The following is a 13,981-nucleotide window of genomic DNA, read 5'->3' on the forward strand; positions in this document are numbered from 1 at the left end:
AGGAGGATATCGGCCCCGCCGGCGCCCCCGGACCGCGCACCCCCCGCACCCCCGGCCGGAACGGCGGTCCGGCTCAGCCCGCGACCGGGTACATCGCCCCGCGCCGGCCCTCCGGGGAGACCAGCCACTCCAGCTTGGCGGCCGTGTCGACCTCCGGCAGCGGGGTGTGCAGCACCACCACCAGATCGGGCCGGGCCGGCACCCGCAGCTGGGTGGCCTCCATGTGCAGCGGGCCCACCAGCGGATGCGACAGGACCTTGCGGTGGAGGCCGCCGGGCATGACGTCCTGCCGCTCCCAGAGCCGGGTGAACTCCTCGCTGGCCGCCTTGACCTGCTCCACCACCGCGCGGAAGCCCTCGTCGTCCGGACGCTCCGAACAGGCCGCCCGGAACTGGGCGACGACCTTCGGCGCCAGTTCCTCCCAGTCGGCCGAGCGGGACCGGTAGAGGGTGTCGGTGAAGAAGGAGATCAGGCAGTTCTGGACGATCTCCGGCCGCATGCCGAGCACGATCGAGGCCGATTCGTTGTACAGGACGGTGTTCCAGTAGGCGTCCATGATGTGCGCGGGGAACGGCATCCAGGCCTCGATCAGCCGGCGCAGGCCCTGGCACATGTCCCGCGCCTCCGGGTCCACTTCGGCGGCCGGCGGGTTGAGCCCCGCGAGGACGTACAGGTGGCGCCGCTCGGCCGGGCCGAGGCGCAGGACCCGGGCCACCGAGTCGAGCACCTGCGGGGAGACGGTGATGTCCCGTCCCTGCTCCAGCCACTGGTACCAGGACACCCCGACCCCTGCCAGGACGGCGACCTCCTCGCGGCGCAGACCCGGCGTGCGGCGCCGGGCACCGCCCTCCGGCAGGCCGGCCTCGGCGGGGCTCACCCGGGCCCGCCGGCTCCGGAGGAACTCGCGCAGTTCGGCGAGCCGGTGCGCCTTGGCGGTGGTGCTCTCGAGAGCCGTGGCCACGTCTGCTTCCTCCCCCTGGCTGCCTGGTGGTGCGACCAACAGGATAAGTTCCCGCTCCCCAGGCCGGGCCGCCCGCGCCGAGGGTGGGGCCATGACCACCCTGTCCTCACCCCCAAAAACCCCCGAGGTCCCCGTCCCCGTACCGGCTCTCACCGGCCGCTCCCGGCTCATCCTCTTCGTGCTGTGCGCCGCCCAGTTCATGGTGGCGCTCGACTTCTCCGTCCTGAACGTCGCGCTGCCCGCGCTCGGCGCGGACCTCGGCCTCGACCACACGGCCCTCCAGTGGGCGGTGACCGCCTTCGCCCTGCCGTCGGGCGGCTTCCTGCTGATCTCGGGCCGGCTCGGCGACCTGTACGGGCGCAAGAAGCTCTTCCTCACCGGCCTCGCCGTCTTCGGCGCGGCCTCGCTCCTCGCCACCTTCGCCTGGAACCCGGCGTCCTTCCTCACCGGACGCGCGCTCCAGGGGCTCGGCGCGGCGGCGATCGTGCCCACCGGCATGTCGCTGCTCACCACCACCTTCCCCGAGGGGCCGCAGCGCGACCGGGCGCTCGGCATCTCCGGCACGCTGCTCTCGCTGGGCTTCACCTGCGGCATGGTCCTCGGCGGGGTCATGACCGACACCCTCGGCTGGCGTTCCACGATGGGCCTGCTCGCCCTGTTCACCGTGATCGTGCTGCCGCTCGCGCCGGGCCTGCTGCCCGAGTCCCGGACACCGGAGCGGCCCCGCCTCGACGTGCCGGGCGCGGTGACCGTCACCGGCGGTCTGCTGGCGCTGATCTACGCCCTGTCCACGGCGGCCGAGCGCGGCTTCGGCGGCACCGACGTGCTGGTGACGCTGGTGGCGGGCGTGGTGCTGCTCGGAGCGTTCGTGCTGGTCGAATCCCGGCACGCGGCTCCGCTGGTGTCGCTGACGATGCTGCGGCGGCGCACGGTCGCCTTCGGCAACCTCGGCGGCCTGGTGACCTTCTCGATGATGTCGACCGTCGTCTTCGTCCTGACCCTCTACCTCCAGGAGACGCTGGGGCTCTCCTCCTTCGCCACGGGTCTGGTCTTCGGCGTCCAGGGCGTGCTCTCGGTCGCCGTCGGCGCGCTGGCGCCCCGGGTCATCGGCCGCCTCGGCGCCCGCCGCACGCTGGTCCTCGGCCTCGCCGGACAGGGCCTGTTCACGGCCGCCCTCCTGGGCATCGGCAGCTCCTCCGGCGCGCTGCTCGCGGCGGTGGCCGTCTCGGCGGCGTCGATGTGCCACCTGGCCGCGATCATCTCGTACGGCCTCACGGCCACGTCCGGCGTCCCCGACGGGGAGCAGGGTCTGGTGACGGGCCTGGTGACGACGACCCAGCAGGTCGGCATCACGGTCGGCATCCCGCTGCTCGGTGTGCTCGCCACGACGGGCCCGGATCTGTACGGGGGCGTCCGCACGGTCCTCGCCCTCGACGCGGGCCTGGTGCTCGCGACGGCGGCCGTGGTGGCCCTGGGACTCCGCCGCCGGGCGTGACGGCCCTCCGGCGCCGAGGCCGGGCGCCCGGTGCGGGCCGTCAGGGCCGGTCGAGCCGGAGCCGTACCGCCTTCGGCAGGCCGGCGACCACGAGGTCGTACGAGTCCTCGATCAGCTCCCGGACCATCCGCTCCGGGAGCTCCCCGACGGTCACGGTGTTCCAGTGCCGCTTGTTCATGTGGTAGCCGGGGGCGATCGCCGGGTGCTCGGCCCGGAGCCGTACCGCCTCGTCGGGATCGCACTTGAGGTTGACCCGGAGCGGCCGGGCGTCCGGCCAGGAGAGGGCGAACAGCTTCCCGGCCACCTTGAAGACGGAGACGTCCGGGCCGAAGGGGAACTCCTCGGAGGCGCCGTTGAACTCCAGGCAGAAGGCCCGCAGCCGCTCGGGGGTCACTCCGCGGCCTCCGCCGGTTCCACGGGCTCCACGAGCACGGTGACGATCTTGTTGCGGCGGCCGGCCGGGGACTCCGCGGTGAGCCGCAGGGCCCGCCCGTCCGGGAGGTCGACGGCGGCCTTCGCGCCGGCGATCGGCACCCGGCCCAGCGCCTTGGCGAGCAGCCCGCCGACCGTCTCCACGTCCTCGTCGTCGTACTCGTCGGGACCGAGGCCGTACAGCTCGCCCAGGTCGCCGATGTCGAGGCGGGCCGTGACCCGGTACCGCCCGGCGCCGAGCTCCTGGACGGGCGGCAGCTCCCGGTCGTACTCGTCGGTGATCTCGCCGACGATCTCCTCCAGGATGTCCTCGATGGTGACGATGCCGGCGGTGCCGCCGTATTCGTCGATGACGACGGCGACGTGGTTGCGCTCCTGCTGCATCTCGCGCAGCAGGTCGCCCGCGTTCTTGGTGTCGGGGACGAAGGCCGCCGGGCGCATCGCCGTCGACACCAGGTCCGCCTCGGCGTCCCGGTTGATGTGCGTCTTGCGGACCAGGTCCTTCAGATACACGATGCCGACGATGTCGTCCTCGTTCTCGCCGGTCACCGGGATGCGGGAGAAGCCCGAGCGCAGCGCGAGGGTGAGGGCCTGCCGGACGGTCTTGTACCGCTCGATGCAGATCAAGTCCGTGCGCGGCACCATCACCTCGCGGACCAGGGTGTCGCCCAGCTCGAAGACGGAGTGCACCATGCGGCGCTCCTCGTCCTCGATGAGGGACTCCTGCTCGGCCAGGTCGACCAGGGCCCGCAGCTCGGCCTCGGAGGCGAAGGGGCCCTTGCGGAAGCCCTTGCCCGGGGTCAGCGCGTTGCCGATGAGGATGAGGAGCTGCGGCACGGGCCCCATGACGCGGGCGAGCGGCAGCAGCACGTAGGCGGCGGCCGTCGCCGTGTTCAGCGGGTGCTGGCGGCCGATGGTCCGCGGGGAGACCCCGACGGCGACGTAGCTGACGAGGACCATCACCGCGATGGCGACGACCAGCGCCTCCCAGGTCTCCGGGAACTCCGTCAGGCAGGCGTACGTGACGAGGACGCCGGCCGCCGTCTCGCAGGCGACCCGGACGAGCAGCGCCATGTTGAGGTAGCGGGTGGGGTCGGAGGCGACCTGGGCGAGCTTCGCGGCCCCGCGCCGGCCGGACCGTACGGCCTCGGCGGCGCGGAAGCTGGAGACGCGGGCGAGACCGGCCTCCGCGCACGCGGCCAGCCAGGCCACGACGACCAGGGCGACGGCGCCGAGAATCAGCGATGCGCTCATGCGGCGGCGGGGTCAGGAGACGGTCGGCGCCGGGGAGGGGCCGGTCAGGCCCTTCTCCGCGCGCCAGCCGTCCACGATGGCCGCCTGGAGGCCGAACATCTCGGCCTTCTCGTCGGGCTCCTCGTGGTCGTAACCGAGGAGGTGCAGCACCCCGTGGACGGTGAGCAGCTGGAGCTCCTCGTCCATGGAGTGCCGCGTCGGGGCCTCCTCGCCCTGCCGCTTGGCCACCTCGGGGCAGAGCACGATGTCGCCGAGGAGCCCCTGCGGGGGCTCCGCGGCCTCGTCGTCCCGGGACGGCGGGCGCAGCTCGTCCATCGGGAAGGACATGACGTCCGTGGGCCCGGGCAGGTCCATCCACTGGATGTGGAGCTGCTCCATCGCCGCCTCGTCCACCACGATCACCGACAGTTCGGAGAGCGGGTGGATGCGCATGCGCGCGAGCGCGTAGCGGGCGATGTCGAGGATCGCCTGCTCGTCGACCTCGGTGCCGGACTCGTTGTTGACGTCGATCGCCATGTGCTCTGCGTTCTACTTCCCGTTGCGGCCGTTACGGCTGTCGTACTGCTCGTACGCGTCGACGATACGGCCGACGAGCCGGTGCCGGACGACATCGTGCGACGTGAGGCGGGAGAAGTGCACGTCGTCGAGGCCTTCGAGGATGTCCTGGACCTGTCGCAGGCCGCTCTTGGTCCCGTTCGGCAGGTCGATCTGGGTCACGTCACCGGTGATGACGATCTTCGAGTCGAAGCCGAGGCGGGTGAGGAACATCTTCATCTGCTCGGGGTTCGTGTTCTGCGCCTCGTCCAGGATGATGAACGCGTCGTTGAGCGTGCGGCCGCGCATGTACGCCAGCGGCGCGACCTCGATCGTCCCGCTCGCCATCAGCTTGGGGATGGAGTCCGGGTCGAGCATGTCGTGCAGGGCGTCGTAGAGCGGGCGCAGGTACGGGTCGATCTTCTCGTAGAGCGTGCCCGGCAGGAAGCCGAGGCGCTCGCCGGCCTCGACGGCGGGGCGGGTGAGGATGATCCGGGTGACCTGCTTGGACTGCAGGGCCTGGACCGCCTTGGCCATGGCGAGGTACGTCTTGCCGGTGCCGGCGGGGCCGATGCCGAAGACGATCGTGTGCTGGTCGATCGCGTCGACGTACCGCTTCTGGTTCAGCGTCTTGGGACGGATGGTCCGCCCCCGGCTGGAGAGGATGTTCTGCGTGAGCACCTCGGCCGGGGTCTCCTGGCCGCTCTCCGGCGTGCCGTTCCCGCTCGCCCTGAGCATGGCGATCGAGCGTTCCACTGCGTCCTCCGTCATCGGCTGTCCGGTGCGGAGCACCAGCATCATCTCGTCGAACAGGCGCTGGATCAGGGCGACTTCCGCGGCGTCCCCGACCGCGCTGACCTGGTTGCCCCGGACGTGGATGTCCGCGCCGGGGAAGGCCTTCTCGATGACGCGCAGCAGCGCGTCGCCGGAGCCGAGGACGGTCACCATCGGATGCTTGGCGGGGACGGCGAAGTGGGCACGGGCCTGTCCCGGCGCCCCGTCCTGGGGCGCTCCGTTGTGGGCTGTGGGTGTGTGAGTCATGGGCCGGCACTGGGGCCTGCGCATACCTCCCGTTGCGGGGTTCTCGCTGCTCGACAACCTCTCGGTCACCAAGCCTACGACTTGACGGGGACAAGCCCGAAGCGGTTTACGAAGCCGCGGCGCGGAAGCCGATGGTCGGCACCGCCCGGCGCAGCGGCCACGGGCGGGCGGGCGCGGGCAGGAGCCGCTCCAGGAAGGCGTACCGGCCGCGCAGCGCGGCCGGGTCCTGCCGGGCGTGGCCCTGGACGTGCTGCCACCAGGCGGCGATCTCGCCCCAGGTGGGGGCGGACAGGGAGCCGCCGAACTCCTGGACCGAGAGGGCGGCGGTCAGGCCCGCGAAGGCGAGCCGGTCGGCGAGCGGCCAGTCGGCGAGGGTGCCGGTGACGAACCCGGCGACGAAGACGTCCCCGGCTCCGGTCGGATCGAGCGCGCGGACCTGGATCGCGGGCACCTCGGCGGTCTCGCCGGTGGCGCCGTCGACGGCGTAGGCGCCCTCGGCGCCGAGGGTGACGACGGCGTAGCGCACCTTGTCGGCGAGGGCGCGGGCGGCGGCGCGCGGGCAGTCGGTGCGGGTGTAGCGCATGGCCTCCGCGGCGTTCGGCAGGAAGGCCTCGCAGTGCTCCAGGTCGGCCAGGCCCGCCAGGTCCCAGCGGCCCGTGTCGTCCCAGCCGACGTCGGCGAAGACCTTGGCGCCGGAACGGGCCGCCCGCTCCACCCACTCCTCGCTGCGGCCCGGGACCAGGGAGGCGACGGCGGCGCGGGCGTACGGCGGGGAGGCGGGCACGGCGTCGTCGAGCGGGGCCTCGTGGCCGTGGGAGACCATCGTCCGCTCGCCCTCGTAGGCCATGGAGACGGTCACCGGGGAGTGCCAGCCGGGGACCGTGCGGGACAGCGACAGGTCGATGCCCTCTCCCTGCTCCAGGGCGTCCCAGCAGTACTCGCCGTAGTGGTCGTCGCCGAAGGCGGCGGCGAGGGAGGTGCGCAGGCCCAGGCGGGCGAGGGCGGTGGCCATGTTGGCGACGCCGCCGGGGCTGGAGCCCATCCCCCGCGCCCAGGACTCGGTGCCGCGCACGGGGGCGCTGTCGAGGCCGGTGAAGATGATGTCCAGGAAGACGGTGCCGGTCAGGAAGACGTCGCAGGCGGGGTCGGTGGGCTCCCTCAGGCACACCAACGGGTCGACGTCGGCGTCGTGGTGCGGCTGCTCTCCCCTGGTGGTGGTCACGGCAGGCTCCCCGGTCGCGGTGCGGATCTGTCCAGTCTGCCCGACGGGGGCGCCGGACAGGCGGGGACGGCGCGAGGTGAGTCAAGTCCGCTACCCGGACCGCCCGGCCGCAAACCGAAGGTGTCGCGGATCACACGCCGTAGCGGGAGCCTCGCCTTCTCCGGGCGCGGGCGCGGTTGATACACATGTCCCGCGCACCCGCGTGCACCACCGGGCGCTCCTCCCCCCTCCTGCTCGTCTCCCTGGAACGCCCATGTCGTCGCGACCGCGCGACCCGGGGGCCCTCGTCGCCCTCGTCGCCCTCTTCACCGCCGGTTATCTCGCTCCGTACCTGCTGCCGACCGTCGTCGGCCGGTTCTCCACCGGGCTCGGTCTCGGCCCGTCGCAGGCGGGTCTGGCCGGCTCGGCACTGCTCCTCGGCTCCGCAGCGGCCGGTTTCGCGCTCGCCGCCCGGGTGGACCGGATCGGGGCGCGCCGCGCGGCCCGCGCCGGTCTCCTCGCGATGGTCGTCGGGTACGGCTCCGCCGCCGTCGGCGGCGCCGTGCCGCTGGTGATCGCGGGCACCGTCCTCGGCGGCTGCGGTTCGGGCACGGCGACGGCGGTGGCGGCCTCGGGGATCGCCGGGCAGCGGGATCCGCACCGGGCGTCGGCGCTGGGCCTGCTCACCGTCTCCGCCACCGCCGGGGCCCTGTACCTCACCCTGCCGCACCTGGGCGGCGGTCACCGGCTGCCGCTGCTCGCGCTGGCGGGCGCGGCCGCGCTCGTGTGGACGGTGACGGGACGGCTGCCGGGTCCGGCGGCGGGCGCCGGGGCGGAGGCGCGCGGTGTCCCGGCGGGAGCGGCGGGGCCGCTGCCGTACCGGCGGGCCGGGGCCGTCCTGGCCGGCGGCATCCTGTGCTGGTCGATGGCGCAGAACGCGCTGTGGGGGGTGAGCGGCCGGATCGGGCTCACCCAGGCCGGGCTCTCCGAGGTCGCCGTCGGCGCGGTCTTCGCGACGGCGCTCGGCGCCGGGCTCGCCGGGGTCGCGGCGGCGGGGGCGCTCGGCGCGCGGCTGGGCCGGGCGGTGCCGATCGGGGCGGGCACGGTGCTGATCGCGGGCTGTGTGCTGCTGAGCGCGGCGGCCGGGAACCTGGCCGCCTTCGCGGCCGGCGAGATCCTGTGGAACGCGGTCTACCCGGTGGTCCTGTCGTACCTGCTCGGTCTGGCCGCCTCCCTGGACCCGCGCGGCCGGTGGGCGGTGCTGGTCGGTTCGGCGTCCTCGCTGGGCGTGGCCTGCGGCCCGGTGACCGGCAGTCTCCTCTCGGAGGCCGCCGGCTATCCGGGCATGGGCGTGGTGCTGTGCGGGCTGCTGCTCGCGGTGGCGGGCCCGATGACGGCGGTGGCCCGGCTCGCCTCCGGCCGCCCCCTGGTGCCGGGCTCGGTCCGGCGCCGTGGCGGCGCCCCCGCCGCCGTCCTCGCGGGTACGGCGTCCGCGACGACGGCGCTGGTCCCCCAGATGGGCGCCCCGGAGCAGGACGTCACCCCGATCCCGGTCCCGGCCCGCCGCCGCGCGCGATCGGCCTTCGGCCTCGCGCGCCCGTCGGACCGGGGGTAGCCGGGGCCCTGGGGCGTGGCCCTCAGGTCCCGCGCCGGGTGACCGGCGGGCGGGGGCGGCGGAGGCGGGGGGCCAGCAGGGAGGCCAGGAAGGCCAGGACGCTGAGCGCGGTGAGGCTGCCGAGGACCAGGACGACCTGCCAGACCGGTTCCATGCCCGTCACTCCCCCGGTGTGCCGGACGGGAAGGTGTAGGCCTCCACCTCGGCGAGGCAGCGCGCCCGGCGCGGCTCGTCGTCCTCCAGGAAGGACGCCTCGAAGGAGTTGCGAGCGAGCTGCCGCAGCTGGTCCGGCGTCAGGCCGAGGGCGTCGCGCACGCCGTCGTAGTTGTCGCCGGCGTACCCGCCGAAGTAGGCGGGGTCGTCGGAGTTCACCGTCACCAGCAGGCCCGCCTCCATCATGGCCGGCAGCGGGTGGTCCGCGAGGGTGTCGACGACGCGGAGCCGAACGTTCGACAGCGGGCAGAGGGTGAGCGGGACGCGCTCGCGGGCCAGCCGGGCGACGAGCTCCGGGTCCTCCATGCAGCGCAGCCCGTGGTCGACGCGCTCCACGCCCAGGACGTCGAGGGCCTCCGTCACGTAGGCGGCCGGGCCTTCCTCGCCCGCGTGGGCGACGCGGCGCAGGCCGAGCCGGGCCGCCTCCTCGTACACCGCGCGGAACTTCGACGGCGGGTGCCCGGCCTCGGCCGAGTCCAGGCCGATGCCCGTGATCCGGTCCAGGTACGGCTTCGCCTCCTCCAGGGTGGCCATCGCCGACTCGGCGGACTCGTCGCGCAGGAAGCACATGATGAGCCGGGTGGAGACGCCGTACCGCTCCTCGGCCCGGTCGAGCGCGGCGGTCAGGCCCTCGACGACGGTGCCGAACGGCACGCCCCGGGCGGTGTGGGCCTGCGGGTCGAAGAAGATCTCGGCGTGCCGCACGCCCTGGGCGGCGGCCCGCTCCAGGTAGGCGTCGGCGAGGTCGGTGAAGTCCCCGGCGGTGCGCAGGACCGCCATGAGGGCGTAGTACAGGTCGAGGAAGGACTGGAGGTCCTCGAAGCGGTAGGCCTCGCGGAGCGCCTCGGTGTCCGCGTACGGCAGGGTCACGCCGTTGCGCGCGGCGAGCGCGAAGGCGAGCTCGGGTTCGAGGGTCCCTTCGATGTGCAGGTGCAGTTCGGCCTTGGGTACAGGCATGGGGGTTCTATCTCTTCGGTACGGGGACCCGCATCAGGTCCTGGGCAATGCTCAGCTCGCCGTCGAACCCGGCCGCCCGCGCCTGCCGTTCGAAGGCGGCGGGGTCGGAGTAGCGCTGCGAGAAGTGGGTGAGGACGAGGTGCCGTACGCCCGCGTCCCGGGCGACGGCCGCGGCCTGACCGGCCGTCAGGTGGCCGTGGTCGGTGGCGAGCCGGACGTCCTCGTCGAGGAACGTGGACTCGATGACGAGCATGTCGGCGCCTTCGGCGAGGGCGTGGACGCCGTCGCAGAGCCGGGTGTCCATGACGAAGGCGAAGCGCTGCCCGCGCCGCACCTCGCTCACCGCGTCGAGCGTGACCCCGCCGAGGGCGCCCTCGCGCTGGAGCCGGCCCACGTCGGGGCCCTTGATGCCGTGGGCGGCCAGCCTCTCGGGCAGCAGGCGGCGGCCGTCGGGCTCGATCAGCCGGTAGCCGTAGGACTCCACGGGGTGGGAGAGCCGGCGGGCTTCGAGGGTGAAGTCGGCGGTGACGGCGAGCGGGCCGTCGGCGGTGACCGGTGCCTCCGTGAGGTCGACGGTCTCGCGGTAGGCGGTGGCGTACCGCAGCCGGTCGAAGAAGCGCTGCCCGCTCGCCGGATAGTGGGCGGTGACCGCGTGCGGGACCTGATCGAGGTTGATCCGCTGGATGACGCCGGCGAGGCCGAGGGAGTGGTCGCCGTGGAAGTGCGTGACGCAGATCCGGTGCAGGTCGTGGGCGGCGACCCCGGCGCGCAGCATCTGCCGCTGGGTGCCCTCACCGGGGTCGAAGAGGATGCCCTGGCCGTCCCAGCGCAGCACGTAGCCGTTGTGGTTGCGGTGCCGGGTGGGGACCTGGCTGGCGGTGCCGAGGACGACCAGTTCGCGTACGGACACGGGACCGACCGGGCCTATCCGGGGGGCCAGTTGAGGCCGCGGCCGCCGAGGACGTGCGCGTGCGCGTGGAAGACGGTCTGGCCCGCTCCGGTGCCGGTGTTGAAGACGATGCGGTAGCCGCTGTCCTGGATCTTCTCCTGGGCGGCGACCTCGCCCGCCTCGCGCAGCACGTCGGCGGCGACGCCGGGCGCGGCGGCGGCCAGCGAGGCGGCGTCCGGGTGGTGGAGGCGCGGGATGACGAGCACGTGGGTGGGCGCCTGCGGGTTGATGTCGCGGAAGGCGACGGTGGTCTCCGTCTCGCGCACGATCGTCGCGGGCACCTCCCCCTGCGCGATCTTGCAGAACAGGCAGTCGCTCTGCGGCTCTCCGGCCATGGCCCGGGCCTCCTCGCCGTCGTGGATCGGTACCCGGGCATGCTATCCGGCACCGGCCCGCGGGGCGTGCCGGGCCGGCGCGGCCCGGCGACGCGTCAGTCCCGGGGCGCGCGCCGGTTCAGGCGCGCCCGGCTCACCCAGTAGGTGAGGACGACGCCCCAGAACAGCGGCGTCCCGAGCGCCCCCACGACCCCGGCGTCGAAGGTCCACAGGGCCATCGTGACCACCGAGTACAGGCCGAGCAGCCCCACCGCCCCGGCCATGGCGAGGACCGGCGGGCACGCGCGGGCCACGAGCAGCAGGGGGCGCCGCAGCCGGGGCGGCACCCGGCGCGCCATCCACAGGAACCAGCCGCCCCAGGCGCCGGCGAGCACGGCGGCGCCGACGAGGAAGGGCACGACCGCCTCGGCGCCGGTGGAGCCGGTCCGCAGCGGGGCCGAGCCGATCGCGGCGGCGACGAAGCCGGCGAGGGCGACCCAGCGGGCGCCCGCGACGGTGTTCCAGGCCATCGCCTCCAGGTTGTAGCGGGCCTTGCGGTCCTGGAGGTCGAGCGCGGCGGAGGCGACGAAGCCCTCGGCGGCCTGCGTCCAGGCCCCGCGCCGGAACCAGCGGCGCCGCAGCCGCAGCAGCGAGAGGTTGTTGTGCGCCTCGCTGCTCTGCGGATTGAGCCGCAGGGCCGTCTCGTAGGCGCGCTGCGCGGTGGCGTGGTCACCCCGGCGCTGAGCGGTCAGGCCGACCAGGAAGTGGGCCGCGTCCTCCTCGGGGGCGAGGGTGACCGCCGCCCGCGCCGCCTCGTAGGCGGTGGCGAGCCGGGCCCGGTCGCGGGTGCGTTCGCCGGTCTCGGCGAGCGCGGTGCCGAGCGCGTAGTGGCTGCCCCGGTACTGCGGGGCGAGCGCCACCGCCCGCTGGGCGGCGGCCTCGGCCTCCGCGTACCGCCGCAGGGCGAGCAGGATCTGGGTCCGCATCAGCCAGCCCATGAGCAGCTCGGGCCGGACGGCGAGCGCCCCGTCGACGGCGGCCAGGGCGGCGGGGTGGTCCTCGGCCCGGTGGTGGCAGCGGGCGAGCAGGACGAGCGCCTCGGCGTCCTCCGGGTCGGTGGCGAGGTGCTGGGCGGCGAGGGCGCCGGCCTGCGCGAACCGCCCGGCCTCGTACAGCGCCTCTGCGCGGTCGAGGGCGGTGGGCGCGCCGGGGGCGTGCGGGGTGCCGGGGGTGGTCACAGCTTGCGCTTCCGCTTGAGGTAGGCGAGCAGGTCGTCGTAGAGACCGCCCTCGTTGGCGAACATGGCGACGTTCTTGGCGGCGGCGAACCACGGCTCGGTGGACGGGCGGAGCTGCTTGGCGGCGGCCAGCAGGTCCTTGGTGGTGATGAGCCGTACGGAGCCGGTGCGGGCGGAGTCGAGGAGCGCGGCCTCGGCGGCCGTCTCGCAGACGTGGGCGAGGTCGGCGCCGGAGAAGTCCTCGGTGACCTTGACGAGTTTGCCGAGGTCGACGGATTCGATCGGGCGCTCGCGCAGGTGGTAGCGGAGGATCGCCTCGCGGGCGGCGGCGTCGGGCGGCAGCACCAGCAGGGTGCGGTCGAGGCGGCCGGGGCGGCGCAGCGCGATGTCCACGTCCCAGGGCACGTTGGTGGCGGCCAGCACGAAGACGCCTTCGTTGCCGGTGCCGCTCGCGATGCCGTCGAGCTCGGTGAGGAGCTGGTTGACGACGTTGCGCAGTCCGCTGTGGTGGGTGCGGGAGCGTTTGGCTCCGAGCGCGTCGAGCTCGTCGAGGAAGACGACGCAGGGCGCCTGGCGGCGGGCGGTCTCGAAGATGTCGTGGATGTTCTTCTCGGAGGCGCCGATCCACATGTCGAGGACGTCGGAGAGCGAGACGGTGAGGAAGCCGGCGCCGAGTTCGCCGGCGACGGCGCGGGCGATGAAGGTCTTGCCGCAGCCGGGCGGGCCGTAGAGGAGGAGGCCGCCGCGGAGCGACTTGCCGTAGAGGCGGCGGAGTTCGGGGTTGCGCATGGGGGCGAGGAAGGCGGCCTCCAGGCGGTCCTTGACCTCGCTCATGCCGCCGACGTCGGCGAGCCGTACGGCGCCGGGCGCGTCGACGTCCCAGGCGGCGGCGTCCCCGGCGGTGCCGTCGCCGTCGGCGGCCTGCGGCTCCTCCAGGAAGCGCGGGCCCACGAGGTCCTGGACCTGCTGCTCGGCGGCGGCCCAGTCGAAGGCGGGCGGCTCGTCGGGCGGCTCGGGAGCCTCCGGCCGTACGGGGGCGGGGGGTTCGGTCGCGTTCCGCGGCGGTACGGGGCCGGGGGCCGGGGTCTCGGTGGCGGGCGGCGCCGGGGCCTGGGGTGCGGGGGGCGCCTGCGGGGCCGGGGGCATGCCCATGGCCCGGATCATCAGGGCGCGGGCGTCCGCGTCCCCGGGCGCGTGCTGGAGGGCCACGGCCGCCTCCGCGACGGCCTCGTCGTTCCGCCCCTCGGCGAGGAGCAGTCCGGCGAAATGGAGGCGCAGGGGGACGTCACCGGGCGCGGCGGCGACGGCGGCGCGGAGACTGCGGATCAGGGGGGACTCGTCGGCCATGCGGGTCAGCCTAGAAAAGGCGCCCGGAAGCCCGTCCACCGGGTTCCGCCCGCGTAGGCTGCGACGGATGGGACGCGCACGCGTACGCCGGCTGACGGTGGACGGACAGGTCTGGCTGTGGAACGTCGGGCACACGCACCCGGAGTGCCGGACGTATCTGACCCTGCGCCGGGTGGAGGCCCGGCACAGCGCGCTGCGGCTGGTCTTCCGGGGCGGCCCCGGCCGGATCGTGGCCGGTTTCCCGATGGGCGCCGGTGAGGTGGCGGCCGTGGACGGCGGTCACCTCAACCTCCACGAGCCGGGCGTGGTGCGTCGCTTCCTGGACCTGGCCGCCGCCCGCGGGCTCCTGCCCGTCGCGCACGGCGCGCGGGAGGTGGACGGCTGGCCGCTGTTCGACGCCCTGACGGGGGCCGGGAGCGGCTGAGGCGGCC

General features: G+C 74.4%; 15 protein-coding genes. 3 read left to right on the forward strand and 12 right to left on the reverse strand.

Annotated features, from left to right (window positions below; genetic code table 11):
* Positions 1-73: 73 nt before the first annotated feature.
* A complete protein-coding gene (locus ABTY40_RS01195; RefSeq protein WP_352057602.1) occupies positions 74-961 on the reverse strand; it encodes a helix-turn-helix transcriptional regulator in 888 nt (295 codons plus the stop codon).
* A gap of 91 nt (positions 962-1,052) precedes the next feature.
* Here ABTY40_RS01195 and ABTY40_RS01200 point away from each other — a divergent pair, with 91 nt between their 5' ends.
* The gene (locus tag ABTY40_RS01200; protein ID WP_352057603.1) at positions 1,053-2,456 is read left to right on the forward strand and encodes an MFS transporter; all 1,404 of its coding nucleotides are present in this window, start codon (positions 1,053-1,055) and stop codon (positions 2,454-2,456) included.
* Positions 2,457-2,496: 40 nt separating this feature from the next.
* Here ABTY40_RS01200 and ABTY40_RS01205 read toward each other — a convergent pair whose 3' ends face one another.
* From ABTY40_RS01205 to ABTY40_RS01225, 5 genes are all read right to left on the reverse strand, one after another.
* Positions 2,497-2,850, reverse strand: coding sequence for an MmcQ/YjbR family DNA-binding protein (locus ABTY40_RS01205; RefSeq protein ID WP_352057604.1), 354 nt, complete (start codon positions 2,848-2,850; stop codon positions 2,497-2,499).
* Positions 2,847-4,142 (reverse strand): hemolysin family protein, encoded by a 1,296-nt coding sequence (locus tag ABTY40_RS01210; protein ID WP_352057605.1) that lies wholly within the window; start codon positions 4,140-4,142, stop codon positions 2,847-2,849. The genes ABTY40_RS01205 and ABTY40_RS01210 overlap by 4 nt, the downstream gene beginning before the upstream one ends.
* Positions 4,143-4,154: 12 nt before the next feature.
* A complete protein-coding gene (ybeY, locus tag ABTY40_RS01215) occupies positions 4,155-4,658 on the reverse strand; it encodes an rRNA maturation RNase YbeY (protein WP_352057606.1) in 504 nt (167 codons plus the stop codon).
* Positions 4,659-4,670: 12 nt separating this feature from the next.
* A complete protein-coding gene (locus ABTY40_RS01220; protein ID WP_309049533.1) occupies positions 4,671-5,717 on the reverse strand; it encodes a PhoH family protein in 1,047 nt (348 codons plus the stop codon).
* Positions 5,718-5,823: 106 nt separating this feature from the next.
* Positions 5,824-6,939, reverse strand: a complete 1,116-nt coding sequence (locus tag ABTY40_RS01225; RefSeq protein ID WP_352057607.1) for a PfkB family carbohydrate kinase — start codon at positions 6,937-6,939, stop codon at positions 5,824-5,826.
* Positions 6,940-7,192: 253 nt separating this feature from the next.
* Here ABTY40_RS01225 and ABTY40_RS01230 point away from each other — a divergent pair, with 253 nt between their 5' ends.
* Positions 7,193-8,533 (forward strand): MFS transporter, encoded by a 1,341-nt coding sequence (locus tag ABTY40_RS01230; protein ID WP_352057608.1) that lies wholly within the window; start codon positions 7,193-7,195, stop codon positions 8,531-8,533.
* A 22-nt stretch (positions 8,534-8,555) separates the two neighbouring features.
* Here the strand turns inward: ABTY40_RS01230 and ABTY40_RS01235 are convergent, their stop codons facing one another.
* From ABTY40_RS01235 to ABTY40_RS01260, 6 genes are all read right to left on the reverse strand, one after another.
* The gene (locus ABTY40_RS01235) at positions 8,556-8,687 is read right to left on the reverse strand and encodes a hypothetical protein (protein ID WP_352057609.1); all 132 of its coding nucleotides are present in this window, start codon (positions 8,685-8,687) and stop codon (positions 8,556-8,558) included.
* A 5-nt stretch (positions 8,688-8,692) separates the two neighbouring features.
* Positions 8,693-9,703: an adenosine deaminase gene (locus ABTY40_RS01240; RefSeq protein ID WP_352057610.1), complete on the reverse strand. Its 1,011-nt coding sequence runs from the start codon at positions 9,701-9,703 to the stop codon at positions 8,693-8,695.
* Positions 9,704-9,710: 7 nt separating this feature from the next.
* On the reverse strand, positions 9,711-10,613 hold the full coding sequence (locus ABTY40_RS01245; protein ID WP_352057611.1) for a ribonuclease Z: 903 nt from the start codon (positions 10,611-10,613) through the stop codon (positions 9,711-9,713).
* Between the two features lie 14 nt (positions 10,614-10,627).
* Positions 10,628-10,987, reverse strand: coding sequence for a histidine triad nucleotide-binding protein (locus tag ABTY40_RS01250; RefSeq protein WP_345283357.1), 360 nt, complete (start codon positions 10,985-10,987; stop codon positions 10,628-10,630).
* 95 nt (positions 10,988-11,082) lie between these two features.
* Positions 11,083-12,204, reverse strand: coding sequence for a tetratricopeptide repeat protein (locus ABTY40_RS01255; RefSeq protein WP_352057612.1), 1,122 nt, complete (start codon positions 12,202-12,204; stop codon positions 11,083-11,085).
* Positions 12,201-13,550 (reverse strand): ATP-binding protein, encoded by a 1,350-nt coding sequence (locus tag ABTY40_RS01260; RefSeq protein WP_352057613.1) that lies wholly within the window; start codon positions 13,548-13,550, stop codon positions 12,201-12,203. Before ABTY40_RS01260 ends, ABTY40_RS01255 begins: the two co-directional genes overlap by 4 nt.
* A 67-nt stretch (positions 13,551-13,617) precedes the next feature.
* Here ABTY40_RS01260 and ABTY40_RS01265 point away from each other — a divergent pair, with 67 nt between their 5' ends.
* Positions 13,618-13,974, forward strand: a complete 357-nt coding sequence (locus tag ABTY40_RS01265) for a hypothetical protein (protein ID WP_352057614.1) — start codon at positions 13,618-13,620, stop codon at positions 13,972-13,974.
* The last annotated feature ends 7 nt before the right edge of the window (positions 13,975-13,981 follow it).

It is taken from the genome of Streptomyces sp. NPDC126503 (assembly GCF_040302405.1).
GTDB classification, from domain to species: Bacteria; Actinomycetota; Actinomycetes; order Streptomycetales; family Streptomycetaceae; genus Streptomyces; species Streptomyces gulbargensis.

Excerpts from the sequence above, each read along its gene's own strand:
- ABTY40_RS01200 (WP_352057603.1), top strand. The coding sequence starts at position 1,053 with ATGACCACCCTGTCCTCACCCCCAAAAACCCCCGAGGTCCCCGTCCCC.
- ABTY40_RS01210 (WP_352057605.1), bottom strand. The coding sequence starts at position 4,142 with ATGAGCGCATCGCTGATTCTCGGCGCCGTCGCCCTGGTCGTCGTGGCC.
- ybeY (WP_352057606.1), bottom strand. The coding sequence starts at position 4,658 with ATGGCGATCGACGTCAACAACGAGTCCGGCACCGAGGTCGACGAGCAG.
- ABTY40_RS01220 (WP_309049533.1), bottom strand. The coding sequence starts at position 5,717 with ATGACTCACACACCCACAGCCCACAACGGAGCGCCCCAGGACGGGGCG.
- ABTY40_RS01230 (WP_352057608.1), top strand. The coding sequence starts at position 7,193 with ATGTCGTCGCGACCGCGCGACCCGGGGGCCCTCGTCGCCCTCGTCGCC.
- ABTY40_RS01235 (WP_352057609.1), bottom strand. The coding sequence starts at position 8,687 with ATGGAACCGGTCTGGCAGGTCGTCCTGGTCCTCGGCAGCCTCACCGCG.
- ABTY40_RS01240 (WP_352057610.1), bottom strand. The coding sequence starts at position 9,703 with ATGCCTGTACCCAAGGCCGAACTGCACCTGCACATCGAAGGGACCCTC.
- ABTY40_RS01250 (WP_345283357.1), bottom strand. The coding sequence starts at position 10,987 with ATGGCCGGAGAGCCGCAGAGCGACTGCCTGTTCTGCAAGATCGCGCAG.
- ABTY40_RS01260 (WP_352057613.1), bottom strand. The coding sequence starts at position 13,550 with ATGGCCGACGAGTCCCCCCTGATCCGCAGTCTCCGCGCCGCCGTCGCC.
- ABTY40_RS01265 (WP_352057614.1), top strand. The coding sequence starts at position 13,618 with ATGGGACGCGCACGCGTACGCCGGCTGACGGTGGACGGACAGGTCTGG.